This window comes from Paracoccus cavernae (assembly GCF_042430175.1).
Classification (GTDB): Bacteria; Pseudomonadota; Alphaproteobacteria; order Rhodobacterales; family Rhodobacteraceae; genus Paracoccus; species Paracoccus cavernae.
Map to the genome: position 1 here is coordinate 1 of NZ_JBHMDZ010000003.1, position 25,905 is coordinate 25,905.

Annotated in this window: 24 protein-coding genes; 11 read left to right on the top strand and 13 right to left on the bottom strand. The window is 62.7% G+C overall.

Annotated elements, in window-relative coordinates; genetic code table 11:
• Positions 1 to 634 precede the first annotated feature (634 nt).
• On the top strand, positions 635 to 946 hold the full coding sequence (locus tag ACFFUC_RS05120; RefSeq protein WP_377684172.1) for a hypothetical protein: 312 nt from the start codon (positions 635 to 637) through the stop codon (positions 944 to 946).
• Here ACFFUC_RS05120 and rpsI read toward each other — a convergent pair.
• The 3 genes from rpsI to ACFFUC_RS05135 form a co-directional block, all read right to left on the bottom strand.
• Complete coding sequence (rpsI, locus tag ACFFUC_RS05125) at positions 943 to 1,428, bottom strand: 30S ribosomal protein S9 (RefSeq protein ID WP_377684174.1); 486 nt, start codon at positions 1,426 to 1,428, stop codon at positions 943 to 945. The two genes, ACFFUC_RS05120 and rpsI, sit on opposite strands and share 4 nt — an antisense overlap.
• A gap of 2 nt (positions 1,429 to 1,430) precedes the next feature.
• Positions 1,431 to 1,895 carry a 50S ribosomal protein L13 gene (rplM, locus tag ACFFUC_RS05130; protein ID WP_377684176.1) on the bottom strand — a complete coding sequence of 155 codons (465 nt, stop codon included), beginning with the start codon at positions 1,893 to 1,895 and terminating at the stop codon, positions 1,431 to 1,433.
• 181 nt (positions 1,896 to 2,076) lie between these two features.
• Positions 2,077 to 2,508 carry a PaaI family thioesterase gene (locus ACFFUC_RS05135; protein ID WP_377684285.1) on the bottom strand — a complete coding sequence of 144 codons (432 nt, stop codon included), beginning with the start codon at positions 2,506 to 2,508 and terminating at the stop codon, positions 2,077 to 2,079.
• A 72-nt stretch (positions 2,509 to 2,580) separates the two neighbouring features.
• On the opposite strand from ACFFUC_RS05135, the gene ACFFUC_RS05140 reads away from it, so the two are divergent.
• Complete coding sequence (locus ACFFUC_RS05140) at positions 2,581 to 3,363, top strand: enoyl-CoA hydratase (RefSeq protein WP_377684177.1); 783 nt, start codon at positions 2,581 to 2,583, stop codon at positions 3,361 to 3,363.
• Between the two features lie 89 nt (positions 3,364 to 3,452).
• Here the strand turns inward: ACFFUC_RS05140 and ACFFUC_RS05145 are convergent, their stop codons facing one another.
• From ACFFUC_RS05145 to ACFFUC_RS05185, 9 genes are all read right to left on the bottom strand, one after another.
• Positions 3,453 to 4,196, bottom strand: a complete 744-nt coding sequence (locus ACFFUC_RS05145; protein WP_377684179.1) for a cytochrome c biogenesis CcdA family protein — start codon at positions 4,194 to 4,196, stop codon at positions 3,453 to 3,455.
• Positions 4,197 to 4,266: 70 nt separating this feature from the next.
• Positions 4,267 to 6,984, bottom strand: a complete 2,718-nt coding sequence (locus ACFFUC_RS05150; RefSeq protein ID WP_377684181.1) for an Rne/Rng family ribonuclease — start codon at positions 6,982 to 6,984, stop codon at positions 4,267 to 4,269.
• Between the two features lie 721 nt (positions 6,985 to 7,705).
• Positions 7,706 to 9,031, bottom strand: coding sequence for a sigma-54-dependent transcriptional regulator (locus tag ACFFUC_RS05155; protein WP_377684287.1), 1,326 nt, complete (start codon positions 9,029 to 9,031; stop codon positions 7,706 to 7,708).
• Positions 9,032 to 9,054: 23 nt separating this feature from the next.
• Positions 9,055 to 10,962: a sensor histidine kinase gene (locus ACFFUC_RS05160; protein WP_377684183.1), complete on the bottom strand. Its 1,908-nt coding sequence runs from the start codon at positions 10,960 to 10,962 to the stop codon at positions 9,055 to 9,057.
• Positions 10,913 to 11,581 (bottom strand): phosphoribosylformylglycinamidine synthase subunit PurQ, encoded by a 669-nt coding sequence (gene purQ, locus ACFFUC_RS05165; RefSeq protein ID WP_377684185.1) that lies wholly within the window; start codon positions 11,579 to 11,581, stop codon positions 10,913 to 10,915. Before purQ ends, ACFFUC_RS05160 begins: the two co-directional genes overlap by 50 nt.
• 209 nt (positions 11,582 to 11,790) lie before the next feature.
• Positions 11,791 to 13,002, bottom strand: coding sequence for an NADP-dependent isocitrate dehydrogenase (locus ACFFUC_RS05170; protein WP_377684187.1), 1,212 nt, complete (start codon positions 13,000 to 13,002; stop codon positions 11,791 to 11,793).
• Between the two features lie 160 nt (positions 13,003 to 13,162).
• Positions 13,163 to 14,308, bottom strand: a complete 1,146-nt coding sequence (locus ACFFUC_RS05175) for an HD domain-containing protein (RefSeq protein ID WP_377684189.1) — start codon at positions 14,306 to 14,308, stop codon at positions 13,163 to 13,165.
• Positions 14,305 to 14,772, bottom strand: coding sequence for a hypothetical protein (locus ACFFUC_RS05180; RefSeq protein WP_377684191.1), 468 nt, complete (start codon positions 14,770 to 14,772; stop codon positions 14,305 to 14,307). The genes ACFFUC_RS05175 and ACFFUC_RS05180 overlap by 4 nt, the downstream gene beginning before the upstream one ends.
• Positions 14,769 to 15,428: an alpha/beta hydrolase gene (locus ACFFUC_RS05185; protein ID WP_377684192.1), complete on the bottom strand. Its 660-nt coding sequence runs from the start codon at positions 15,426 to 15,428 to the stop codon at positions 14,769 to 14,771. The genes ACFFUC_RS05180 and ACFFUC_RS05185 overlap by 4 nt, the downstream gene beginning before the upstream one ends.
• A 170-nt stretch (positions 15,429 to 15,598) precedes the next feature.
• Here ACFFUC_RS05185 and iscR point away from each other — a divergent pair, with 170 nt between their 5' ends.
• On the top strand, positions 15,599 to 16,057 hold the full coding sequence (gene iscR / locus ACFFUC_RS05190) for a Fe-S cluster assembly transcriptional regulator IscR (protein WP_377684194.1): 459 nt from the start codon (positions 15,599 to 15,601) through the stop codon (positions 16,055 to 16,057).
• A 95-nt stretch (positions 16,058 to 16,152) separates the two neighbouring features.
• Here iscR and ACFFUC_RS05195 read toward each other — a convergent pair whose 3' ends face one another.
• The gene (locus ACFFUC_RS05195) at positions 16,153 to 16,980 is read right to left on the bottom strand and encodes a glucosamine kinase nucleotide-binding domain-containing protein (RefSeq protein ID WP_377684196.1); all 828 of its coding nucleotides are present in this window, start codon (positions 16,978 to 16,980) and stop codon (positions 16,153 to 16,155) included.
• A 190-nt stretch (positions 16,981 to 17,170) separates the two neighbouring features.
• On the opposite strand from ACFFUC_RS05195, the gene ACFFUC_RS05200 reads away from it, so the two are divergent.
• From ACFFUC_RS05200 to ACFFUC_RS05235, 8 genes are all read left to right on the top strand, one after another.
• Positions 17,171 to 18,430, top strand: a complete 1,260-nt coding sequence (locus ACFFUC_RS05200; RefSeq protein ID WP_377684198.1) for an ABC transporter substrate-binding protein — start codon at positions 17,171 to 17,173, stop codon at positions 18,428 to 18,430.
• Between the two features lie 36 nt (positions 18,431 to 18,466).
• The gene (locus ACFFUC_RS05205) at positions 18,467 to 19,360 is read left to right on the top strand and encodes a carbohydrate ABC transporter permease (protein WP_377684200.1); all 894 of its coding nucleotides are present in this window, start codon (positions 18,467 to 18,469) and stop codon (positions 19,358 to 19,360) included.
• Positions 19,360 to 20,181 carry a carbohydrate ABC transporter permease gene (locus ACFFUC_RS05210; RefSeq protein WP_377684202.1) on the top strand — a complete coding sequence of 274 codons (822 nt, stop codon included), beginning with the start codon at positions 19,360 to 19,362 and terminating at the stop codon, positions 20,179 to 20,181. Before ACFFUC_RS05205 ends, ACFFUC_RS05210 begins: the two co-directional genes overlap by 1 nt.
• Positions 20,178 to 21,203, top strand: a complete 1,026-nt coding sequence (locus ACFFUC_RS05215) for a Gfo/Idh/MocA family protein (RefSeq protein WP_377684204.1) — start codon at positions 20,178 to 20,180, stop codon at positions 21,201 to 21,203. Before ACFFUC_RS05210 ends, ACFFUC_RS05215 begins: the two co-directional genes overlap by 4 nt.
• Before the next feature lies 1 nt (position 21,204).
• Positions 21,205 to 22,203 (top strand): ABC transporter ATP-binding protein, encoded by a 999-nt coding sequence (locus ACFFUC_RS05220; protein WP_377684205.1) that lies wholly within the window; start codon positions 21,205 to 21,207, stop codon positions 22,201 to 22,203.
• A gap of 143 nt (positions 22,204 to 22,346) precedes the next feature.
• The gene (nspC, locus tag ACFFUC_RS05225) at positions 22,347 to 23,447 is read left to right on the top strand and encodes a carboxynorspermidine decarboxylase (RefSeq protein ID WP_377684207.1); all 1,101 of its coding nucleotides are present in this window, start codon (positions 22,347 to 22,349) and stop codon (positions 23,445 to 23,447) included.
• 21 nt (positions 23,448 to 23,468) lie between these two features.
• Positions 23,469 to 24,692, top strand: a complete 1,224-nt coding sequence (locus ACFFUC_RS05230; protein WP_377684208.1) for a saccharopine dehydrogenase family protein — start codon at positions 23,469 to 23,471, stop codon at positions 24,690 to 24,692.
• Between the two features lie 163 nt (positions 24,693 to 24,855).
• Entirely contained in the window at positions 24,856 to 25,848 is a 993-nt protein-coding gene (locus ACFFUC_RS05235; protein WP_377684210.1) for a GlxA family transcriptional regulator, read from the top strand.
• The last annotated feature ends 57 nt before the right edge of the window (positions 25,849 to 25,905 follow it).

A 25,905-nucleotide genomic window follows, 5' to 3' on the forward strand; every position in this document is an offset into this window, starting at 1 on the left:
ATATCCATCAATGTCAAAAAGCACAGGTAACAAAACAACCTGAACCGCGCCAATCACTCAGCGCCGTCAAGCCGCATCGTCCCCAAAATTCCGTCCCGTTCAAGCCCGTCCGGACCATCCCGTCCCGTTCAGCGTCTCCCGCCGTTCGGTAGAGCGGTATTTACGGATAGCAGATCAGACCCGCAAGAGCCTATTTTCACAAAAAGTCAGAAAACCTTTCATAGCATTGTTTTCAAACGAAAACATTGCGAGGCTGGAATGCACAAGCACCGACCGAGATCCTGCCGCGCCATGCTTTCTCCCCATATTCGGCCGGAATCACGACAGAATCGCGACGACTCGGGAAGAAAATCGGCGAGTCGGGAAGAGGATCGGGTCAGATTCACCCGACTCGCGGCCCAGAGGCAGCCCCCGCAACGGCCCCTGCCCTGCTTTGTGCTTCAGGAAGGGAGCAATCCTGCTTTCGATTGAAGCAGGGGCGGCATTGGCGCCCTGTTGCTGAACCGAGATCCGGCGAAGGCATTCACGGATCAGGACACAAGGACGGGTTCGAGAAGTCTTGCCCGCAACCGGCCCTGGCTTGACCGCCACTCTAGCCTTTGCCCCCCTACAGCGAAGGCCACAGCTCGGGCGAATGACGACTTCGGATGCAGAGGATGCAGAGGATGCAGAGGATGCAGAGGATGCAGAGGATGCAGAGGATGCAGAGGATGCAGAGGATGCAGAGGATGCAGAGGATGCAGAGGATGCAGAGGATGCAGAGGATGCAGAGGATGCAGAGGCATCCGGTCGCGGCACCGCCACGTCAAGGCACGAGATCCGCAGCACGCGGGACACCAACCCAAGAAGCCCCCGGAGGAAGTCTGCACCCCCGCTCGCACCTGCCCCAAATGAAAAGCGCGCCCCGAGGGGCGCGCTTTCCGTAATTCCGGATCGAAACGATTAGCGCTTCGAGAACTGGAACGAACGGCGAGCTTTGGCTTTACCGTATTTCTTACGCTCGACGACGCGCGAGTCGCGGGTCAGGAAGCCTGCTGCTTTCAGAGCGGCGCGGAGGCCCGGCTCGTGCAGCTGCAGCGCTTTCGAGATGCCGTGCTTGACAGCACCGGCCTGGCCCGAGAGACCACCACCAGCAACGGTCGCATAGACATCGTACTGGCCGACAACGCCTGCAACTTCGAACGGCTGGCGCAGGATCATCTGCAAAACCGGACGTGCGAAATACTGTGCAATGTCTTTGCCGTTGACGACGACTTTGCCCGAGCCCGGTTTAACCCAGACGCGTGCAACCGCGTCTTTACGCTTGCCGGTTGCATAGCTGCGGCCAAGCGAGTCGCGCTGTGCTTCGCGCGGTGCGCTTGCAACAGCAGCCGGGGTCGCGGCGACGGCCGATTTCAGTTCGTCCAAGGACTTGAGTTCTTCAGCCATTCTTACGCGCTCCGGGTATTCTTGGCGTTCAGGACTTTGACGTCCAGAACTTCGGGCTGCTGAGCTTCATGCGGATGCTCGGCGCCGGCGTAGACGCGCAGATTGGTCATCTGCAGCTTGCCCAGCTTGTTGCGCGAGATCATGCGCTCGACCGCTTTGGTCACGACGCGCTCGGGGTGAGCACCTTCCAGCACCTGACGCGCGGTGCGGAACTTGATGCCGCCCGGGTGGCCGGTGTGCCAGTAGTAGCGCTTCTGGTCGCGCTTGTCGCCGGTCATCTGCACCTTGTCGGCGTTGATGATGATCACGTTGTCGCCCATATCCATGTGCGGCGTGAAGGTCGGCTTGTGCTTGCCGCGCAGGCGGCTGGCGACGATCGTAGCAAGACGGCCCAGAACAACGCCCTCGGCGTCGATCAGGATCCACTTCTTCTCGATCTCCGCCGGTTTTGCGGTATAGGTTTTCATAAGACTGCCCTTTGAGGCTGTGTGAATTCGAGATGACGGTATATCGACTGCCGCCGCTTTTCGGTCAAGGGGGCGATAGGCCAAATTCGTAAACAAATTCAATGCTTTACAAAATAGGTATATAGATACCGTATCTTTTACCCCGATTTGCCGCCGGAATCGCCGGTTTGGAGCCGCCGGCTCAGCGCCGGGCCGCTCCGGGCGGAATCGCATAGGTCATCGAGCAGCGCGCGACCGCATCATCGCTCCCCTCGCTATAGAGCAGCGCATCCGCAACCGCGAGCTGGCGCCCGAGTTTGAGCAGACGGCATCGCGCGATCATGTCGCGGCCGGCCTCGGGTTTGCGCATGAAATCAATCGAGGCATTGGTCGTCACCGCCAGTGCCACCGGCCCGATCCGCGACAGGATCGCCAGATAGATGCCGACATCCGCCAGTCCGAACATCGTCGGCCCCGAGACGGTGCCCCCCGGCCGCAAATGGCTTTCCTTGACCATCAGGCGCAGATCCACCCCCTCGGCATGGACCTGATCGACCCGCAGATCTTCGGCGACTTGCGGAAACTCCGCCTCGAGAAACGCGTTCAGCGCCGCCTGGTCCATTTCGATCTTCATCATCGCCGTCATCTTTACCCCCGCTCTGCTCGAGGCATAGACTGGCCGCAGTTGAGGCAGAGAGGCAAGGCAATGAATGTGATCTTACGCGACGACAGCGGCCATATCGCGCGGCTGGTGCTGAACAGCCCGACAAATTTCAACGCTCTGTCCTTCGAGGTCATTGCCGCCCTTTCCGCCGAATTGACCGCGATCGCGCAGGATGACGGGATCCGCGTCGTGGTGCTGGCCGCCGAGGGCAAAGCCTTTTGCGCCGGTCACGATATCCGCGAGATGCAAAGCGCTCGCAGCGACAGCGACGGCGGGCGCGGCGCTTACGAACGCCTCTTTGCCGCATGCAGCGCGATGATGCAGCAAATTGTCACCCTCCCCCAGCCGGTGATAGCCGAGGTGCAGGGGATCGCCACAGCCGCAGGCTGCCAGCTGGTCGCGAGCTGTGATCTCGCCCTTGCGGCCGAGGGCGTCAAATTCGGGGTGAACGGCGTGAATATCGGGCTCTACTGCTCGACGCCGATGGTCGCGCTGACGCGGGCGGTGCCGCCGAAAGTGGCCTTCGAGATGCTGACGACGGGCGAATTCATCGATGCCGCACGCGCGCGCGAGATCGGCCTGATCAACCATGTCACGACGCCCGATGCCCTGCGCGAAAGCACCATGGCGATGGCCGCGACGATTGCCGCCAAACTGCCCGCTGCCGTGCGTCTTGGCAAACGCGCCTTTCACGACCAGCAGGGCCTGCCGCTTACCACCGCCTATCCGCTGATGGGCAAGGTGATCTGCGACAACCTCATGCTGCCCGACACGGCAGAGGGTCTTCAGGCCTTTTTGGAAAAGCGCGCGCCCGATTGGGACTAGCCTGCTGCCTCGGGACGGCTCCGCCAATGAAAAAGGCAGGGGTTTCCCCCTGCCCGCCTCATCCGGTTTTTGCCGCGCGGCGCGGCTGATCAGCCGAGATTGGCCAAAGCGGGGAAGGTTTCCAGCAGCCAATAGGCGAAGGTCGTGAATGCGCCCGTCAGAAGCGCCAGACCGACCGCGACCAAAAGCACGCCCATGATGCGCTCGATCAGCTTCAGATGCGGCTTGATGCGGTTCATCAACCCGATCGCGCGGTTGATGAAGATCGCCGAGAGCAGGAAGGGAATGCCCAGCCCCAAAGCATAGATCGCCAAAAGCGAGACGCCGCGACCGGCCTCGGCACCCGAGGCGGCGAGCGACAGGATCATCCCGAGCTGCGGCCCGATGCAGGGCGTCCAGCCGAATGCAAAGGCCAGACCCAGCACATAGGCCCCGAAAGAGCTGCCGCCCTTGTCGCCCACATCCATCCGCGCATCGCTGTCGAGAATCGGAATGCGGATGATATGGAGGAAATGCAGGCCGAGGACGATGATCACCGCCCCCGAGGCGCGCGACAGGATGTCCTGATATTGCAGCAGCATCCGCCCGAAGGTCGAGGCCGCGATCCCCATCATGATGAAGACCGTCGAGAGGCCCATGACAAAGAAAAGCGCGGGCACGACCGCACTGCGTTCGCCCGATTTCAGGCCTCCGACCCCGATCCCCGTCATATAGGCCAGATAGGGCGGCACGATCGGCAGAACGCAGGGCGAAAGAAACGACAACACGCCCGCAAGCAGCGCGACGGCTGCGGCGGGCAGGAAAGCGGCATCAATGAGTTCAATTCCAAACATGGCCGCACCATGGCCCATGAAAAAGGCGCGGGGAAGCCCCGCGCCTCTCAATCTTCCGTGGGGTGGCCGATTAGGCCGACCACCACCCGCGACGTTTCGGCTGCGCAGGCGCGGCTTCGGCCTCGGCAACAGCAGGGGCGGTCACGGGAGCCGGAGTATTTGCGGCTTCGGTTGCGGCTTCGGCTACCGGCTCGGCCGCTGCTTCAGGCGCGGCCACCTCTTCAGGCGCGCCGGCCTCAGGGGCTGCATCGGCAACCGCTTCGGCAACAGGCTCTGCGGCAGCAGGTTCCGCGGCAGTTTCCGGCTCGGGCGCGCGTTCTGCTGCGACCTCGACCACCGCGACCGCAGGGGCCTCGGGTGCGGGAGCCTCGACAACAGCGGTCTCGGCAGGCGCAGTTCCGTCGGGTGCCGCCTCGGCGGCAGCCTCTTGCGGGGCGGCCTCGACAGCGACCGGCCCGCTCGCGGATTCGGTCACGGCAACGGTCTCTTCACCCGTCGCGGCACTTTCGCCATCGGCGGCCTCGTTGCCCTTCCGGCGCGAGCGCGAGCTGCGGCGCGAACGGCGGGCAGGCTTGTCCTCGGTGCTTTCGGGCGCTGCTGACGCTTCCGGGGCGGAACCGGCTTCCTCGGCGGAATCGGCTTCGGCGCAATCTTCGCCGGCATCATCGCTCGTGGCGCAGTCTTCCGAACCCTCGCCATTGCGGCCACCGCGACGGCGGCGACGGCGGCGGCGCTTGCCTTTGCCGTCGGCGTCATCGCCATTGGCCTCGGCTTCGCCCTCGATGCTTGCGGCGTCATCCTCGATCTCGTCCTCGGCGTCGAGGTCCTCTTCGCCGTCGATCTGCGCCATCAGGCGCGCATCGACCGAAACGACAGAGCTGACGACTTCGGGGACGAAGCGCGTGGCGGTCTTGAATTTCTCGAGCGTGAAATCGGGCGAGATCAGCGACGGATCGGCTTCGACGCGAACGGCCATGCCGTAACGTGCCTCGATTCCCGCGATATGTTCGCGTTTCGCGTTCATCAGGAAGTTCGCCACCGCGATCGGTGCCTTGACCAGAACCTCGCGCGAGCGTTTGCGCGTGCCCTCTTCCTCGATCGCGCGCAGGATCGTCAGCGCGAGGCTGTCGTCCGAGCGGATCAGGCCGGTGCCGTGGCAATGCGCGCAGGGCTGGGTCGTGGATTCGAGCATGCCGGGACGCAGACGCTGGCGCGACATCTCCAGCAGGCCGAAGCCCGAGATGCGGCCGACCTGAATGCGGGCACGGTCGGTTTTCAGACGATCCTTGAAGCGCTTCTCGACCGAGGCGTTGTTCTTGCGCTCTTCCATGTCGATGAAGTCGACGACGATCAGACCGGCAAGGTCGCGCAGACGCAGCTGGCGCGCGATCTCGTCGGCGGCCTCGCAGTTGGTCTTGTAGGCGGTATCCTCGATCGAGCCTTCTTTCGTCGCGCGACCCGAGTTCACGTCGATCGCGACAAGGGCTTCGGTCACACCGATGACGATATAGCCGCCCGATTTCAGCTGGACGACCGGATTGAACATGCCCGTCAGATAGCTTTCCACCTGGAAGCGCGCGTAAAGCGGCATCGCATCGGTGTAATGCTTCACGTTCTTGCTGTGGGTCGGCATGATCATGCGCATGAAGTCTTTGGCGGTGCGGTAGCCGCGCTCGCCTTCAACCAGCACTTCGTCGATCTCTTTGGAATAGATGTCGCGGATGGTGCGCTTGATCAGATCGCCTTCCTCATAGACCGGCGCGGGCGCACTGGAGCGGAAGGTCAATTCGCGGATCTGTTCCCACAAACGCATCAGATATTCGTAATCGCGGTGGATCTCGCTGCGGGTGCGCTGGCTGCCGGCGGTGCGGATGATGAGACCCGCGCCCTGCGGCACCGACAGTTCCGAGGCGATTTCCTTGAGTTTCTTGCGGTCGACCACATTGGTGATCTTGCGGCTGATGCCGCCGCCGCGTGCCGTGTTCGGCATCAGGACGCAGTAACGGCCTGCCAGCGACAGATAGGTGGTCAGCGCCGCGCCTTTGTTGCCGCGCTCTTCTTTCACGACCTGCACCAGAAGGATCTGGCGGACCTTGATCACTTCCTGGATCTTGTAGCGGCGCTGGCGCGGCTTTTTGTACTGGTGACGGATTTCTTCCGAGACATCCTCTTCGGCGATCGATTCAATCGCGTCGTCGTCGGAGCTCTCTTCGCCGTCATTGGCGTTTTGCGCATCGTCGCCGTCGCTGTCGACAGCCACATCCTGTGCCGCATCGGTTTCGGCGGAGGTTTCGACCGCCTCGCGCGCTGCCTGTTCGACGACATCGACGACATGGTTCGCGTCATCGGCGCTTTCGCCCACGACCTCCATGCCGGGGATGGCATCGGACACGACGATCTCGGATTTCACCACCTCGTCGCCCGCAGCCTTTTCGGCACGCGGCGAACGGCGGCGGCGCGAGCGGCGCTCGTTGTTTTCTTCGGCTTCGGCGGCTGCGGCGGCAGCGCGCTCTTCCTCGATCAGGGCCTGACGGTCCGCGACGGGAATCTGGTAGTAATCGGGGTGGATTTCCGCGAAGGCCAGAAAGCCGTGACGGTTTCCGCCGTAATCCACAAAGGCCGCCTGAAGGGAAGGCTCGACCCGCGTCACCTTCGCGAGATAAATGTTCCCGGCGAGTTGGCGCTTGTTTATCGTTTCGAAATCAAATTCTTCGACCCGTGTTCCGTCGACCACGACCACCCGAGTTTCCTCGGGATGCGTGGCGTCGATCAGCATTTTCTTTGACATGTATCCGGTTTCCGCGCAGTCCCACGCGCCGGCCCAAAGGCATGGCGGTCACGGGATTGCGGCATGATTGGAGCACGATTGGCGCGCGGCAAACGGCAAAAACAGGGGCCGCGCCATCGCGCGTCCTCTGGTTCGATGCTCGTTCCGATGCGCGATCCATCGCGGCTGTTACCTTTATAGGCCCGTATCGCACTGGCGATGCTGGGCTGCGAAGTCCAAGCTCAGAGGCCCGTTCCGGGCGTGAGCGCTTATTTTCCGCGCGACGCATCGTCTGTCCGCTTCGGCCAAGGGCCAATGCTCGCGCTGAGAAACTGTTGTGGGGCCGGCTATGCCTGAAAAGGGGCCCCCGCATTTCCAAATGTAACGGGGAAAGCACCACCGACACAATGGGTTTTTGACCGTAACGCCTTACCTTCACGCAACTTGGTCAAGGCTTGCGCCCCGCCCTGCTCCGATGCGCACATGCTGCTCGTTCCACATGATGGGCGGATTTTGCGCGAAACCAGCGGAGAATCTGCGGACCCGGCCGCCCTTTTCAGATGCCTCGCAAGATGAGGTTTGCGCCGGTTACCGCCAATCGAGCACGACCCGCGGCAAAGAAACCGCCTTGTGGAATTCGACGCGGCGCTGCGGATATGGCGCGATCCTTGCGGAAACCCGCCAGAACCCTGCAGGAACGCACCCCGCCCGAAGGGCGGAATGCGCAATGCAAATCAATCGCTTAGAGGTAATCGGCGCGGCTCAGGCCGTATTTAGCCATTTTTTCGTTGAGCGTACGGCGCGGCAGGCAAAGCTCGTCCATCACCGCCGAGATGCTGCCCTTGTGGCGGCGCATCGTATTGTCGATCAACATTTTTTCGAAGCTCTCGACATATTCCTTGAGCGGCTTGCCCTCGGTGGTCGTGGCTTCCTGGTTGTCGTCGCCATCCGCAAGCAGAAGCGAGGTGATCGAGCCGGTGCCGCGACGGTTTTGCAAGACCGCACGCTCGGCGACATTGATCAGCTGGCGGACGTTGCCCGGCCAGGGCGCCTGCAGAAGCTGGGCCGCTTCCTGCGCGGTAACCTGCGGCGGCTCGCAACCATATTCGTCCGAGAATTGCTCGGACATGCGGGCGAAAAGCGCGAGGATGTCCTCGCCGCGCGAGCGCAGCGGCGGCAGGGTGATTTTCAGTGCGGAGAGGCGATAGAACAGGTCGGGGCGCAAAGCCTCTTCCAGCTTGCGGCCCTCGGCGCGGGCGTTCGAGATCGCGATGATGCGGGTCTCTGCCGGAATGCCCTGTTCGGCGATGAAAGCCAGCAAGCGCGCCTGAAGCGGCTCGGACAGCATCTCGATATCTTCCAGGCAAAGCGTGCCGCCGCGGGCCTCCTCGACTGCCGGAAGACCGGCCTCGACAGGGCCGAAAAGCTTGGCCGACAGCAGTTCATCCGTATAGGCCGCGCAGGAGATCGGCACGAACTTCTTGGAGGCGCGCGGCCCCACGGCATGAAGCGCATGGGCGACCAGCGTCTTGCCGGTGCCGGTCTCGCCGTCGATCAGGACGTGACCGTCTGCTTGCCCGAGATCAAGAATATCCTCGCGCAGCCGCTCCATCACGGGGCTCACGCCGACGAGTTTCGACATGACCTGCTGGCCCTCGGACAGATCGCGGCGCAGGGCGCGGTTGTCCAAAGTCATGCGGCGGGCCTGCGTCGCGCGCTTGGCAAGCTCGGTCAGACGGTCGGGGTTGAAGGGCTTCTCCATGAAGTCCATCGCGCCAAGACGCATCGCCTCGACCGCCATCGGCACATCGCCGTGGCCGGTGATCATGATGACCGGCAGACCGGAATCGACCCCCATCAGCTTCTTCAGAAGCGTCATCCCGTCCATGCCGGGCATGCGCATATCCGAGATCACCGCGCCGGGCCAATCGGCCCCGATGGTCTTCAGCGCCTCTTCGGCACTCGCGAAAGTCTCGGTCTCGAAGCCGGACAGAACCAACCACTGACTGATCGATTCGCGCATATCCGGTTCGTCATCGACGACCGCTATTTTCATCGTGCGCCTCATCGTCGTCACCTCTCATCTCTCTTTCAAGCCGCAGCCTGCGGCTTGCGTGCTTCGTTTCCGGGCTGATGCAGCGGCAGTTCGACTTCGAACACGGCGCCGGTGCCATCATCTCCGGACAGGTTATGGGCAGTCAGCCTGCCGCCAAAATCCGATACGATCCCAGAAGAAATCGCCAAACCCAAACCGGTTCCCTCGCCCGGCTTCTTTGTCGTGAAGAAAGGCTCGAAAAGCTTCTCCATATCCGACACCCCCGGCCCGTTGTCGCGGACCGACAAATAGGCATGCGCACCCGCGCTGATCCTGATCTCGATCAACGGTTCCTTGACGGATTTGGTGGCGTCGATCGCATTGCGCAAGAGGTTGATGATGACCTGCTCGAGCCGGATGCGGTCGCAATAGACCATCACCGGATAGCGCGGCACGTTGCGGGTGAGCCGGATCGTGCGGTTGCGCAACTGCGGCTCCATCATGCCCAAGGCGCTCGAAAAGGCTGCGCGCAGGTCGACCGCCTCGAAGGCTTCGCCGCCCTTGCGGGCATAGGATTTCAACTGCCGCGTGATCACGCCCATGCGGTCGAGCAGGTCGTCAATGCGCTGGAACGAGGACAAAGCCTCTTCCGAGCGGCCGCGCTGCAAAAGCACACGCGCGCCCGCCAGATAGGTCTTCATCGCGGCAAGCGGCTGGTTCAACTCGTGGCTGACCCCCGCCGACATCTCGCCCAAAGCCGCCAGTTTGGAGCTTTGCTGCACCGATTGCTCGGCAACGCGCAGCTCTTTCTGCATACGCTCGCGCTCGGCGATTTCCATCGTCAGCCGCTGGTTGAGCGCGCGCAGATCCGCGGATTCGCGCATATAGGCGCGGCTTTCGACGCGGGCGCGGCGCGAGAGCAGAAAGAACAGCGCGGCCAAAAGGATCGCGAAGCCCATGATTTCCAGCGCAAGCACGGCATTCACCCGCTCGCGCACGGAATCATAGGTCGAGAAGGAAATCATCCGCCAGCCGCGGAAGGGGATGCGCGTCTCGGACTGCATCACCGCTTTGCCCTGCACATAGGCATCGGGCGGCACCGCCGTCCAATCGGCCGTGACCTGAAAGGCCCGCGCGATCGCCGAGGGAGCCGAGCGCACCGCCAAAGCCTCGGGCAGCGTCAACCCGCGCCAGCGCGGCTCGGTTGCAAGAATGATCGCGCCGCTGCTGTCGGTCACCGCGACCGCATCGGAAATCCCCGCCCAGGACCGCACGATCCGCGACAGATCCGCGCCGACGACGATCACGCCCACCGTGCGCCCGTCCGCGATCATCGCGCGGGAATAGGCGAATTCGTAGCCGCCGCGCTTGGAGGGAGAGACCGTAAAAACCGTATCGCGCGAGCGGAGCGGTTCGACATAGAACGGCTCCTGCACATAATTCGCGCCCAGAAGATTGCGGTCGGTCGCGCCGACCGTGCGCCCCGAGGCGTCCAGAAGCGTGATCGAGGCCGCGCCGATTTCCTTCTGCGCCGTGATCAGCCGCGCAGAGGTCGTGGAGAAATCACCGCTTTGCAGCGCCGAAATCAGCGCCGGATCGCGGGCGAGCAGCAAAGGCACGACTGCGGTGCGCTGCAGTTCCGACAGAAGGTTGCCGGTATAAAGCGCGGAACGCAGCTCGGTCCGGACCTTGGTATTTTCCGAGAAACGCGCGCTGAGCCAGGCATTGGTGAACCAGATGGTACCTGCCGCGACGATCAGCAAAAGGACGATCGCGCCGCGCAGGCTCCAACGGCTGGACAGCAAGGGGCCGGCCGTGCGCACGGAGCCATAGCCGGCCTGCCGCGCGCGCGCGCGGGCACGCGCACCCGACGCGGGGCGTTGGCCCGCCGCGCCCGATGCAGTCTGTGCCTTGTCAGGCAGCGACAAGCCCTCCGACCAGCGCGGCAAAGAGCGTCGCGCCATCGGTATTGCCGTGGACCGGCTCTGCGGCGCGTTCGGGGTGGGGCATCATGCCCAGAACGCGGCGATTCTCGGAGAGGACGCCGGCGATATCGGCGACAGAGCCGTTGATCGCGGGGGTATAGGTAAAGGCGATGCGGCCCTGATCCTTGATTGCGGCAAGGCCCTCGGCGTCGATCTGGTAATTGCCGTCGTGATGCGCGACCGGCAGGCGGATCGACTGGCCCGCGCTGTAACCGGCGGTGAAAGCGCTCTCGGTCGAGGCGACATTCAGCGCGACATCACGGCACAGAAACTTGAGGCCCGCATTGCGCATCAACGCGCCCGGCAGCAGGTTAAGCTCGGTCAAGACTTGGAAACCATTGCAAATTCCCAGAACATAACCGCCGCGGGCCGCATGTTCGCGCACTGCTTTGGCGATCGGCGAATGGGCGGCAATCGCGCCGCAGCGCAGATAGTCCCCGAAGCTGAAGCCGCCCGGCACGGCGACCAGATCGGTCCCTGCGGGCAGGCTGTCGTCCTTGTGCCAGATCTTGACCACGTCGGCTCCGGCCTGATCCAGAGCAACCGCAAGGTCGCGGTCGCAGTTCGAGCCTGGGAAGGTGATGACGGCAGCTTTCATGTCGGGACTCCGCTGAAGTTCGGCTTCGTTTAGCGCCGTTTGCCCTAAACTGCAAAGGTGAAAGCCGCGCGCAAGCCCAAGGCAGCCTTGCACGGGCGGAAGTCCACCGCTCCGCGTCGCGCCTATGATGCAAGGCGCACCAAAGGAAAACGGCCGGACAAGCGTCCGGCCGTTTCCTGTCGTCACAAGGCGGCTTGCGCCAAAAACGCTTAGCCGAGCGCCTTGCCGAGATATTCGTCGACCTTCTCGAGATAGCCCATCGTGCTGAGCCATTTCTGGTCGGGGCCGACCAGCAGCGCGAGGTCTTTGGTCATGAAACCGTCCTCGACCGCCTGCACGGTGACTTTTTCCAGCGTCTGGGCAAAGTTCAGCAGCGCCGCATTGTCGTCCAGTTTCGCGCGGTGCTTGAGGCCGCCGGTCCAGGCAAAGATCGACGCGATCGAGTTGGTCGAGGTCTGGTTGCCCTTCTGGTGCTCGCGGTAGTGGCGCGTCACGGTGCCGTGTGCGGCTTCCGCTTCGACGGTTTTCCCGTCGGGCGTCATCAGAACCGAGGTCATCAGACCCAGCGAGCCGAAGCCCTGCGCAACCGTATCCGACTGCACGTCGCCGTCATAGTTTTTGCACGCCCAGACATAGCCGCCCGACCATTTCAGGTTCGAGGCCACCATGTCGTCGATCAGACGGTGCTCGTAATGGATGCCGGCTTTCTTGAACTTGTCCTCGAACTCGGCCTCGTAGACCTCCTGGAACAGATCCTTGAAGCGGCCGTCATAGGCTTTCAGGATGGTGTTCTTGGTCGAGAGGTAAACCGGATAGCCGCGGTTCAGGCCATAGTTCATCGAAGCACGGGCGAAATCGCGGATCGAATCGTCGAGGTTGTACATCGCCATCGCCACGCCCGAGGACGGCGCGTCAAAGACTTCGTGCTCGATCGTCTCACCGTCTTCGCCGACGAATTTGATCGTCAGCTTGCCCTTGCCGGGGAAGCGGAAATCGGTGGCTTTGTACTGGTCGCCGAAGGCGTGACGGCCGACGATGACCGGCTGGGTCCAATGCGGGACCAGACGCGGCACGTTGCGCGCGATGATCGGCTCGCGGAAGATCACACCGCCAAGGATGTTGCGGATGGTGCCGTTGGGCGATTTCCACATCTTCTTGAGGCCGAATTCCTCGACGCGCTGCTCGTCGGGGGTGATGGTCGCACATTTGACGCCGACGCCGTATTGCTTGATCGCATTGGCCGCATCGATGGTGATCTGGTCGTTGGTGCGGTCACGCTCTTCGATGCCGAGATCGTAATATTTCAGGTCGACATCGAGATAGGGCAGGATCAGCTTTTGCTTGATGAAATCCCAGATGATCCGGGTCATTTCGTCGCCGTCGAGCTCGACGACGGGATTGGCTACCTTGATCTTCGACATCGGTGGTCCCTTCGGTTGGAATTCGCTGACCGCCTCATAAACTGGATCTGTTCAAAAGAAAAGGGTTGTATGCAATCGCATACCGAGGTTTGGCGGTTATTTTAACATTCGCCGCTTTCGGGCGCGGCGGCAAGCCGCCCTGCCCCACCGGCAATCCCCCTCAGCCCGCCAGAAGCGGACGGGCATTTTCGCTCAGATAGACCCAAAGCGCCGGTGCGCCTCGCGAGATCTTGACGCCGACGCGGGAGACGAGCTGGTCGTAGGTCACGCCATATTCCGCCCATGTCCCGCCACCGCAAGCGATATTGAGCGCGACAGGCTGGGCGCGGTCCAGCGCCTTGGCAAAGACCGCATCGGGGCTTTCCGCCGCCTCGAATTCGTCCCAAAGCGCGCGCAGGGTCGCGCCCTGCACCGCCGGAAGCAAACCGTAGATGCGGTCGGCCGCGGCGCGTTCTGCGGCAATCTGGGCCGCGGAATCATGGGCTTTGCCGCCCTGCGCGTGGATCGGAACATCGCCGGTATCGGTCTCGATGATGTCGTGGAGGATCAGCATCCTGATCACCCGCCCGATATCGACCCCTTCCGCCGCGATCCCCGCCTGCCCGAGAACCAACGCATAAAGCGCCAGATGCCAGCTGTGCTCGGCGGAATTCTCGCGACGCGAGCCGTCGCAGAGCAGGCTGGCACGCAGCACGCCCTTCAGGCGGTCGGCATTGGCGAGAAAGGCCAGACGTTTGGCGAAATCGCCCTCGAGCAAGGCCCCGCCCGCGAGAAGCGCTTGGGTCTGGGCGATGGCCTCGGGCCATTCCTGTGCGAAACGGGCAGCCCGGCCGGTGGTGATGTTGTCGCGCACGATTGCCACGTGATCGGGGCGCGGCCGGCCGGACAGCATGACCTGAAACAGCGGCTGGACGTGATCCATGCGCTTGGCGAAGCGCGCCTCGGGGGTCGCGGCCGCCTCGAATTCACGCCATAGCGCGAGGAAGGGCGCACCGTCGGGCAGCAGACCGAAGAGACGCAGGGCCGCAGCCTCTTCGGCGCGGGCCACCGCATCAAGATCGTGGTCAAGGTGGATCGGGTGGTCGCCGCTGTCGATCTCGACTAGATCATGCAGCAGGATCATCGCCAGAACGCGCCCGAGATCGAGCTCCTCCGGCGCGAAGACCAGCGCGAAAAGCGCGACATGCCAGCTGTGTTCGGCAGAGTTTTCCGCGCGGCTGTCATCCATCAACACGCTCGCCCTCTCCACCCTTTTCAGCCGGTCGGCTTCGTCGAGAAAGGCGAAATAAGGGCGGAAATCGGTCATTGTCGGGCGGTCCTTGCGCGTTTGCGCCGAATTTCATCGGTGGAATTGAGCCGCGAGACCACCATCGCCAACAAAAGCGCGGGCCAGATGTAAAAGAGCAAGGGCTCCTGGCTCGTCCCTTCTGCGGCGGGCGGACATGCGGCGGGGATCTGGAGGCCGAGGTGGAACAGCACGCCGCCGATCCACACAATCCCGAGCGCCATCGCCAGCCATTGCTTGCGCCCTGTCGTGATCAGCGCCAGCACCATCACCGGCAGAAAGATCGCGGCGCCGGTCAGATGGTCGGCCATCGACATGCCCGGCACCAGATGGCGGAACTGGTTGAGGTCGGCGGGAATGGCGGCACCGTCCGAAACCGAACAGAACAAAAGCCGCAGCCGTGCCATTTCATGGAGCACGGCTGCAACAAATCCCGGTACGAGCGCGCTGATCAGCCAGAGCGCCCGCGAAAGGGTCAGGATCACCGCGAGGTCTCGGTCAAACGGCGGCGGACATAGCCCTGAACGGTCGAGATCAGCGGCTTCATATGCTCTTCGTCATCACGGAAGAAGTGGTCTGCGCCCTCGACTTCCTCATGGGTGATGGTGATGCCCTTCTGCTCGCGCAGCTTGCCCACCAGCGTGCCGGTGTCTTTGGGCGGCGCGACGCGGTCGGCGGTGCCGTTGATGATCAGCCCCGAGGCCGGACACGGCGCGAGGAAGCTGAAGTCGTACATGTTCGCCGGCGGCGCGACCGAAACAAAGCCGGTGATTTCCGGACGGCGCATCAAAAGCTGCATACCGATCCAGGCGCCGAAGCTGAAGCCCGCGACCCAGCAATGTTTCGAGTTGGGGTTCATCGCCTGCAGGTAATCGAGCGCGGATGCCGCATCCGACAGCTCGCCGATGCCCTGATCGAACTCGCCCTGGCTGCGGCCGACGCCGCGGAAGTTAAAGCGCAGGACGGTGAAGCCCATCTTATGGAAGGCATAGTGCAGGTTGTAGACGACCCGGTTGTTCATCGTCCCGCCAAACTGCGGATGCGGATGAAGGACGATCGCGATCGGTGCGTCCCGCTGCGGCTGCGGATGGTAACGCGCCTCGAGACGACCTTCGGGACCGGGGAAAATGAGTTCAGGCATGGGCATCCTTCAAAATTCGGGTTTCTTGACGCTCTCGCGGCACGGCTTTAGACCTGTATGTGGAAAGCCTGCGCAGAAATGACAAGAATGAGCGAGGTCGGCATCGGTGGGATTAGCCCGAAGCCGGTCGTCGCGTCAATGCGCTCAGCCATCAGCAGTGAGGAAGCACGATGAAACTGTCTACGAAGGGGCGCTACGCGATGGTCGCGCTTGTCGATCTCGCCATTGCGAAGTCGGATGACCTGACCTCGCTGGCCGAGATCTCGGAGCGGCAGGACATCTCGCTTCCCTATCTCGAGCAATTGTTCGTGCGTCTTCGCCGTGCTGGTCTGGTCGAATCGGTGCGCGGTCCGGGCGGCGGCTACCGCCTCGCGCGCGCCCCCGAGACGATCCGCGTCGCCGAAGTCCTTGAAGCGGTGGATGAAACCGTAAGCGCGCTCCATGTCGGCGCGGGCGCGACCGGCGCGATTTCGGGATCGCGGGCGCAGACTTTGTCGAACCGGCTCTGGGAGAGCCTTTCTGCGCATGTCTATGTCTTCCTGCACAATGCCACTCTGGCCGATGTCGCCAAGAACGGCCTGCTGCCCTGCCCTGCCTTGCCCAAGCTTTTCTCGGTTGTGGACGAATAAGACGCGGCTTTCGGCCCGACAAAGGATGTGCGAGGCGGCCTCAAACCGCCTCGTTTCTTTTTTTCACGTGAATCTTCCGGATTCACGTGAAGCGTTCACGCCAGCTCCAAAGCCAGCCGCAAAGCGCCGTCCAGAGGGTTGCCGCGTGCGGGCCGCTGGCTCCAGCGGTCGAACAGGCGGTCGGCAAAGATCGGGCCGAGCCCGCCGGTGAAGGTCACGGGCAAAGGCTCTGCGGGCTGGAGCCGCGCGATCCCTGCCGCGATATGGCTGGTCGCTTGCGCCAGAACCGCCTCGGCCGCAGAGTCGGAGGCATGTTCCAGAAGCTGGCGCGCCTCGCGGGCGAAATCGGCGCCGGTCGCGGTGCGGGCGAAGGCCACGATCGCCTGCGGCCCCTCGAAACGGGCCAAGGTCAGATCGGTCAGCGCCGTTGCCGGTGCCAGCCCGTCGACCGAGCGCAGGACCTCGGACAAAAACAGCCGCCCCATCCAGGCCCCGCTGCCCTCGTCGCCCAGAATGGGCCCCCAACCGCCGATCGTTGCAACCTCCGCGCCGATCTGGCGTGAGAAAACCGAGCCGGTGCCGATGGCCGCAACGATCCCGTCGGCGGCCCCCAAGGCCCCCGCAACCGCCGTCACCGCATCATGCACGACCTTGACGCGCCCGAAGGGCAGCATCGGCCCCAGCCAGTTGCGCGCCCCCGAGATATTCGCCCCCGCCAGACCGAGGCAGGCCGCGACCTCTGCCGGAGCGCGGCCGTCAAGCGCCTGCCCCGCCGTATCCATGATCGCGGCCAAAGCCCCCTCGCGGTCGGACATGACATTGGCGGGACCGCCTTCGCCGCGGCCCAGCACGCGGCCGTCGGCATCGGTCAGAACCGCTCGGCATCCGGTGCCGCCGCCATCAAGTCCCAGAAAAAACTGCATTCTCTTCTCTCCCAAGGGGTCGATCCCCATGCCTTCCCCTCCGGCAGCAATCCGCAAGCGTGACGAAGGCAAACCGGTCGACATATTACCCTTTTAACCAGTGATCATTCTCTTGACGGCATGCCGAAGCGGCTGCAACCTGACATTCGCTAACAGAAGCGGCAGACAAGCCGCAACAGGGAGAGAGAATATGACAGTCCGCAACCTGACGGCTGCCCTTTTTGCGGTCAGCGCACTGACCGCCCCCGCATTTGCGCAAGATGTCACGCTCAACATCGAATCGTGGCGCAATGACGACCTGCCGATCTGGCAGGAGAAAATCATTCCGGCTTTCGAGGCCGCCAATCCCGGCATCAAGCTGAATTTCGCCCCCTCGGCTCCGGCCGAATACAACGCCGTCCTGAACTCGAAACTCGAGGGCGGCTCGGCCGGCGACATCATCACCTGTCGCCCCTTTGACGCCTCGCTGCAACTGTTCGAAAAGGGCCAGCTCGCCGATCTGACCGATCTGTCTGGTATGGCGAATTTCAGCGATGTCGCGAAATCGGGCTGGTCGACGGATGACGGGGCAAAGACCTTCTGCGTGCCGATGGCTTCGGTCATCCACGGCTTCATCTACAACAAAACCGCCTTTGAAGAGCTGGGCCTGACTCCGCCGAAAACCGAAGCGGAATTCTACGCCGCACTCGACAAGATCAAGGAAGGCGGCAACTACATCCCGATGGCGATGGGCACCGCCGACCAGTGGGAAGCCGCGACGATGGGCTACCAGAACATCGGCCCGAACTACTGGCAGGGCGAGGAAGGCCGCAAGGCGCTGATCGCGGGCACCGCCAAGCTGACCGATCCGCAATTCGTGGCCCCGCTGGAACAGCTCGCGAAATGGAAGCCCTATCTCGGCGACGGTTTCGAGGCGCAGACCTATCCCGACAGCCAGAACCTCTTCACGCTGGGTCGCGCGGCGGTCTATCCGGCCGGCTCGTGGGAAATCGGCCCCTTCACGCCCCAGATCGGCGGCGCTTTCGAGATGGGAGCCTTCCCGCCCCCCGTCGCGAAAGAGGGCGACAAATGCTATATCTCGGATCACACCGATATCGGCATCGGCATGAATGCCGCGACCAAGAACCCCGAGCAGGTGAAGGTCTTCCTCGACTGGGTGGCCTCGCCGGAATTCGCGACGCTTTACGCCAATGCCCTGCCGGGCTTCTTCCCGCTCTCGAACGGCGAAATCACGCTTGAGAACCCGCTGGCGCAGGAGTTCATCGGCTGGCGCAAGGATTGCGCTTCGACCATCCGCTCGTCCTACCAGATCCTCTCGCGCGGCACGCCCAACCTCGAAAACGAGATGTGGACGGTTTCGGCTGCGGTCGTGAACGGGACGCTTTCGCCTGCGGACGGCGCCAAACAGCTGCAGGATGGTCTGGACAGCTGGTACAAGCCCGCTAACTAATGACAAGGCCCCCGGGAAACCGGGGGCTGCCTTAACATGTTCAAACGCCCCCATATCCTCGTTTTCCTTGCCCCGGCGGTCATCGTCTATACGCTGATCATGATCCTGCCGCTGTTCGGAACCCTGCAATTGTCGCTGTTTCGCGGCGAAGCCTTCAGCGGCCTCGACAACTTCCGCACGCTTCTGGGAGACCCGCGCTGGAGCGCCTCTTTCTGGAACGCGCTCGGCAACAACCTGTGGTTCTTCATCGTCCATATGCTCGTGCAAAACCCCGTGGGCATCGCTTTGGCCGCGCTTTTGTCGTCGAACCGCCTGCGTGGCGCGGCCTTTTACCGGACGGCGATTTTCGTTCCCACCGTGCTGTCTTTCGTGATCGTGGGCTTCGTCTGGAAGCTGATCCTGTCGCCGCTTTGGGGGATCGCACCCAATATGCTCGATGCGGTCGGGCTGAAGGCTCTGTTCCAGCCCTGGCTCGGCAAAGAGGCCTATGCGCTCACCACTCTGGCGCTGGTCTCGGTCTGGCAATTCGTCGGCATTCCGATGATGCTGATCTATGCCGCGATGATTTCGATCCCCAACGAGGTGATCGAGGCCGCCGAAATGGACGGCATCACCGGCTGGTCGCAATTCTGGAAGGTGAAACTGCCGCTGATCCTTCCGGCGATCGGGATCATCTCGGTCCTGACATTCGTCGGCAACTTCAACGCGTTCGACCTGATCTACGTCAGTCAGGGCGCGCTGGCGGGGCCGAATTTCGCGACCGATATTCTGGGCACGTTCATGTTCCGCACCTTCTTCGGCTTCCAGCTTCAGCTGGGTGATCCCAATATGGGCGCGACCATCGCGAGCGTGATGTTCCTCATCATCCTGATCGGGGTGAGCGGCTATCTGTTCGTCGTCCACCGCCGTCTGCGGAGGTATCAGTTCTGATGCGCGCGAGAACCTTTGGCGCGCATCTCGCGCTGATCATCTATACGCTGATCGCCCTGTTTCCGGTCTGGGTGATCATCATCAACAGCTTCAAGAACCGGCAGGCGATCTTTCGCGACCCGCTGGCTCTGCCCGACAAGGAAAGCTTCAGCCTGATCGGCTATCAGACGGTGATGCAGCAGGGCGATTTCCTGCTCTATTTCCAGAACTCGCTGGTCGTGACGGTGGTCTCGCTCAGCTGCGTCCTGCTCTTCGGCGCCATGGCCGCCTTTGCTTTGTCCGAGTACAAATTCCGCGGCAATACGCTGATGGGGCTTTATCTCGCGCTGGGGATCATGATCCCGATCCGGCTGGGGACGGTCGCGATTTTGCAGGGCATGGTCGCGGCAGGGCTGAACAATACGCTGTTCGCGCTGATCCTCGTCTATACCGCGCAGGGCCTGCCGCTGGCGATCTTCATCCTGTCCGAATTCATGCAAGGGATCTCGGACGACCTGAAATCGGCCGGACGCATGGACGGGCTGTCGGAATATTCGATCTTCTTCCGCCTGATCCTGCCGCTGATCCGTCCGGCTTTGGCGACCGTCGCGGTCTTTACCATGATCCCGATCTGGAACGACCTGTGGTTCCCGCTGATCCTCGCACCGGCGGAATCGGTCAAAACCATCACTCTCGGCACGCAGGTCTTCCTTGGTCAATTCGTGACCAACTGGAACGCGGTGCTGGCGGCACTGACCATGGCGATCCTGCCGGTTCTGGTGCTTTACCTCATCTTCTCGCGGCAATTGATCCGCGGCATTACCTCTGGAGCAGTGAAATGAAGGTTCTGGTCGCAGGGCTCGGCAATATGGGGCGCAGCCATGCGCTTGCATGGGCCAAACAGGAGGGCGCGGAGATCGTGGCCCTCGTGAACCGCTCCGAAGTGCCGCTTCCCGCCGAATTGCAGGGAATCAAACGCTACAGCGATTACGCTCAGGCATTGGCCGAGACCAAGCCCGATCTCGTGGTGGTCGCGACCTATTCGGACAGCCATGCCGAATATGCGATCGCCGCGATGCGGGCGGGGGCGCATGTCTTTGTCGAAAAGCCGCTGGCCACCACGGTCGAGGATGCCGAGCGCGTCGTCGCGGTTTCCCGTGAAACCGGCCGCAAGCTGGTCGTGGGCTATATCCTGCGCCATCACCCCAGCTGGCAGCGCCTGATTAGCGAGGCGCGCGGTCTGGGCGGGCCTTACGTCTTCCGCCTCAACCTCAACCAGCAGTCGTCGGGCCCGACATGGGAGGTCCACAAGGCCCTCATGCAGACCATGTCCCCGATCGTCGATTGCGGCGTCCATTACGTCGATGTGATGTGCCAGATCACCGATGCCGCCCCCGTCGAGGTGCGCGGCATGGGGTTGCGCCTGTCGCAGGAGATCGCCCCCGACATGTATAACTACGGCCACTTCCAGGTCCTTTTCGAGGACGGCTCGGTCGGCTGGTACGAGGCTGGCTGGGGCCCGATGATGTCGGACACCGCCTTCTTCGTGAAGGATGTGGTCAGCCCCAATGGCGCGGTTTCGATCCGGATGCCCGACGACGCGCGTTCGGACGATATCGACACCCATACCCAGACCGCGAAGATCCGCCTGCACAAAGTCGGCCAGCCCGATCAGGACCTGTCGATGCAGGGAGAGCCCGACCATCAGGCGCTCTGCGATGCCGAGGCCGCCTTTATGGCGCTGGTCATTGCCGAGGATCACGACCTGACCCGTCACGGAGCCGATGCCGTCGCCTCGCTCGCGGTCTGCCTTGCGGCCGACCAATCCATCCGCACGGGCCAGCCCGTCCGTCTGAAAGACTAAGATGCACACGCTCGAACTGAAAAACCTGCGCAAGACTTTCGGCAATGTCGAGGTCATCCATGGCGCGAGCCTCTCGGTCGAACCGGGGGAGTTTTGTGTCTTCGTCGGCCCCTCGGGCTGCGGGAAATCCACGCTTTTGCGCATGATCGCGGGGCTGGAGAGTACCGATTCCGGCGATATCCTGATCGGCGACAAACGGGTCAACGATCTCGAACCCTCCAAGCGCGAGATCGCGATGGTCTTCCAAAGCTACGCGCTTTACCCGCATCTGACGGTGGCGGGGAATATGGGACTGGCGCTGAAACAGGCGGGTATGCCCAAGGCCGAGATCGAGGCCGCGGTCAATCGCGCCGCCGACATGCTCTCGCTCGGCCCGCTTTTGCAGCGCCGCCCGTCCGAGCTGTCGGGCGGCCAGCGCCAGCGCGTCGCGATCGGCCGCGCCATCGTGCGCACGCCGAAGCTGTTTTTGTTCGACGAGCCGCTCTCGAACCTCGATGCCGCCTTGCGCGGCCAGACGCGGATCGAACTGGCGAAACTGCACCGCGAATTGGGCGCGACCATGGTCTATGTCACCCATGATCAGGTCGAGGCGATGACTTTGGCCGACCGGATCGTCGTTTTGAACGCCGGCCGGATCGAACAGGTCGGCGCGCCCATGGATCTTTACAACCGTCCGGCCAACCGCTTCGTCGCGGGCTTCATCGGCTCGCCCAAGATGAACTTTCTCGCGGTGGACAAAATCGCCTGCAATGCCCCCGAAGGCGCGACCGAACTGGGCATCCGCCCCGAACATGTCGTGATTGCCGATGCCGGCATTCCCGCCAAGGTCAGCCATGTCGAGCGTCTGGGCCATGAAACCGTGGTCTATGCCGAAACCGCCGCCGGTCTGGTCTCGGTCCGCCTGAGCGGCGAGCATGATCTGCCGGTCGATCAGGCGATCCACCTGCAGCCGGATCCCGCGCGCAGCCATTGGTTCAATTCTGCGGGCGAGCGCCTGTAACACCCGTTCCGACGCGGATATTTCGACATGAAAGATGGGGCGGTGGCGCGACTGGGCGTCATCGCCCTGTCGCAGTTTCTTGCGATTTCCCTTTGCGGGCCCTATATGCGGCTTTTCCGTTCAGTTTCCAAAGGGTTCTCCAGATGTCGGCCTTGCAGACGCCCTACTACCTCATTGACCAGGCGCTTCTGCGCCGGAACATGGAGAAGATTGCCCAGCTTCGCGAGGCATCGGGGGCGAAATGCCTGCTGGCGCTGAAATGCTTTGCGACCTGGTCTGCCTTCGATTTCATGCGCCCCTTCATGGACGGCACGACCTCGTCCTCGCTCTACGAGCTGCGGCTGGGCCGCGAGGAATTCGGCAAGGAAACCCATGCCTATTCCGTGGGTTGGGCCGATCACGAGATCGACGAGGCGGTGTCTTACGCCGACAAGATCATCTTCAACTCGCTGGGTCAGCTTGACCGTTTCGGCGGGAAAGCCGCGGGAATCGCGACCGGTCTGCGCCTGAACCCGCGCTTCTCGACCAGCGGTTTCGATCTCGCCGATCCCGCCCGCCCCTTCTCGCGTCTGGGCGAATGGGATCCGGGCAAACTGAACGCCGCGCTCGACCGCATTTCGGGCGTGATGATCCATTACAACTGCGAGAATCGCGATTTCGCGCTCTTCGACCAGCAGCTGACGCGAATCGAGACGGAGTTCGGCTCCTTCCTCGAAAAGCTTGACTGGGTCAGCCTTGGCGGCGGCATCCATTTCACCGGCGAAGATTACCCGCTGGAAGAGCTGGCGGCGCGTTTGCGGGCCTTCCAGAACCGTTTCGGGGTGCAGGTCTTTCTGGAACCGGGCGAGGCGAGCATCACCGGTTCGACCACGCTCGAGGTCTCGGTTCTCGATATCATCAACAACGGCAAGGATGTCGCCATCGTCGACAGCTCGATCGAGGCCCATATGCTGGACCTGCTGATCTATCGCGAGACCGCGAAACTGCCGCAGGAAGGGGATCACCCCTATCAGATCGCTGGCAAAACCTGCCTTGCCGGTGATATTTTCGGTGATGCCAGCTTTACCAGCCCGCTTTCCATCGGCGACCGCATCAGCATCAAGGATGCGGCCGGTTACACGATGGTCAAGAAAAACTGGTTCAACGGCGTGGCAATGCCGTCCATCGCGATCAAGGAGGAAGACGGAACCATCCGTCTCGTCCGTGATTTTTCTTACGACGACTACAAGAGCAGCCTGTCCTGAGCTGCTTGAAAGGAGACTGAATTGGCCAAAAACGTTCTCATCATCGGCGCCGGCGGCGTCGCACAGGTGACAGCGCATAAGATCGCTCAAAACGCGTCCGAGTTTGGCGCTTTGCATATCGCCAGCCGGACCCAGTCCAAGGCGGATGATATTATCGCCAGCCTTCGGGCCAAGGGCCATCAGGCCGAATTTACGTCTCATCCGCTCGACGCGATGGATACGGCCGCCGTGGCCGCGCTCATCCGCAAGCTGGGCATCGATATCGTCATCAACGTGGGCTCCGCCTTCGTGAACATGACCGTTCTGGAGGGCTGTATCGAAACCGGTGCGGCCTATATCGACACGGCCATCCACGAGGATCCCGCCAAGGTTTGCGAGACCCCGCCGTGGTACGGCAACTATGAATGGAAGCGTCGCGAGGCCGCCGAAAAGGCCGGCGTCACCGCCATTCTGGGCGCGGGTTTCGATCCGGGCGTAGTGAACGCCTATGCGCGTCTGGCCGAGGACGAGTATTTCGATACCGTCGAATCGATCGATATCGTCGATATCAACGCAGGCTCGCATGGCCGCTATTTCGCGACCAACTTCGACCCCGAGATCAACTTCCGCGAATTCACCGGCACGGTCTATTCGTGGCAGAAAGGCGCCTGGCAAGAGAACAAGATGTTCGAGGTCGGCCGCGAATGGGATCTGCCGGTCGTCGGCAAACAGACCGCCTATCTCTCGGGCCATGACGAGGTTCACAGCCTTTCGGCGCGCTATCCGCAAGCCGATGTGCGCTTCTGGATGGGTTTTGGCGCGCATTACATCAACGTCTTCACGGTGCTGCAAAGCCTCGGGCTTTTGTCCGAGCAGCCGGTCAAAACCGCCGAGGGCCTCGAGGTCGTACCGCTGAAAGTCGTCAAGGCGGTGCTGCCCGATCCGGCAAGCCTTGCGCCCGATTACACCGGCAAGACCTGCATCGGCGATGTCGTGAAAGGGACCAAGGACGGCAAGCCCGGCGAGGTCTTCATCTATAACGTCGCCGACCACAAAGAGGCTTTCGAGGAAGTCGGAAGTCAGGGGATCAGCTATACGGCCGGCGTTCCTCCGGTTGCGGCGGCGATTTTGGTCGCGCGCGGGACGTGGGACGTCAAGAAAATGGCCAATGTCGAAGAGCTGCCCGCGCGGCCCTTCCTCGAGCTTCTGGGCGAGCTGGGCCTGCCGACCCGCGTCATCGACGCAACCGGCGACCACCCGATCTGAGGCCCCGCGCCTTTACAAAAGACCAAACCGGACGCCCACTCGGGTGTCCGGTTTTTTTTGCCCTGCCACCTTAGTCGCGCCGCAGCGGTGACGATGCGCAAAGTTCTGGAACAGGGCGAAAGTCATGGCATGATTGCGTCACCCTCGACCAGAGAATCGCGTCATGAACCTAGCGACCACCCCGCGCCTGCGTATCGGCTTCCTGCTGGCACCGCGCTTTACCCTTTCGGCCTTCGCGACTTTCGTCGACGTACTGCGTTTGGCCGCCGATGATGGCGACGGCTCGCGACCGATCCGTTGCCGCTGGACGGTTCTGTCGCGCGACATGACGCCGATCCAATCGTCCTGCGGCATCAAGATCCAGCCCGAGGAGCCCTTGGGCGATCCCTCGCGCTTCGACTATATCGTGACCGTGGGCGGGCTCATCGATCCCGCGACGACGCTCAGCCCCGAGGCCGCCGCCTTTCTCAAACGCGCGGCCGAGGCCCGTGTGTCGCTGGCGGGCATTTGCACGGGGGTTTTCGCTTTGGCCCGCTGCGGCCTGATGGACGGCTACCGCAGCTGTGTGAGCTGGTTTCACCACGAGGATTTTCTGTCGGAATTCGAGAAAATGCGTCCGGTCTCCGACCAGATTTTCGTCGTCGACCGCGACCGGCTGTCTTGCTCGGGCGGGGTCAGCGCGGCCCATCTCGCGGCCTTTCTCGTCGATCGCCATATCGGTCGCGCGGCGGCACGCAAAGCGCTGTCGATCCTGATGATCGACGAGGCTTTGACCGGCGACCGTCCGCAGCCGGGCCTGCCGCTGGAGCTGACGGCGCGCGATCCTTTGGTGCGCCGTGCGCTGCTCGCAATGCAGCAAAACCTCCATGCGCCGCTGTCCATTGCGCGAATTGCCCGCGATCTCGGCGTCGGACGGCGCAAACTGGAGCGGCATTTCAGCGCTGATCTCGGCGTACCGCCTGCCGATGCCTCGATCCGCATCCGGCTGGCGCAGGCGCGGCTTTTGCTGCGCCAAAGCAGCCATACGATCACCCGAATTGCCGAGGAAACCGGTTTTTGCGATGCCTCGCATCTCATCCGTGTCTTCCGCGAGGCGACGGGCGTCACCCCCGACCAATGGCGTCAAAGCGAGCAGGGAATGACCACAGAAGGGTGAGCAGGGCCAGACCGGCTAACCTCGTGTTAAGATCTTGCTGCTATGGAGGTCGCACCG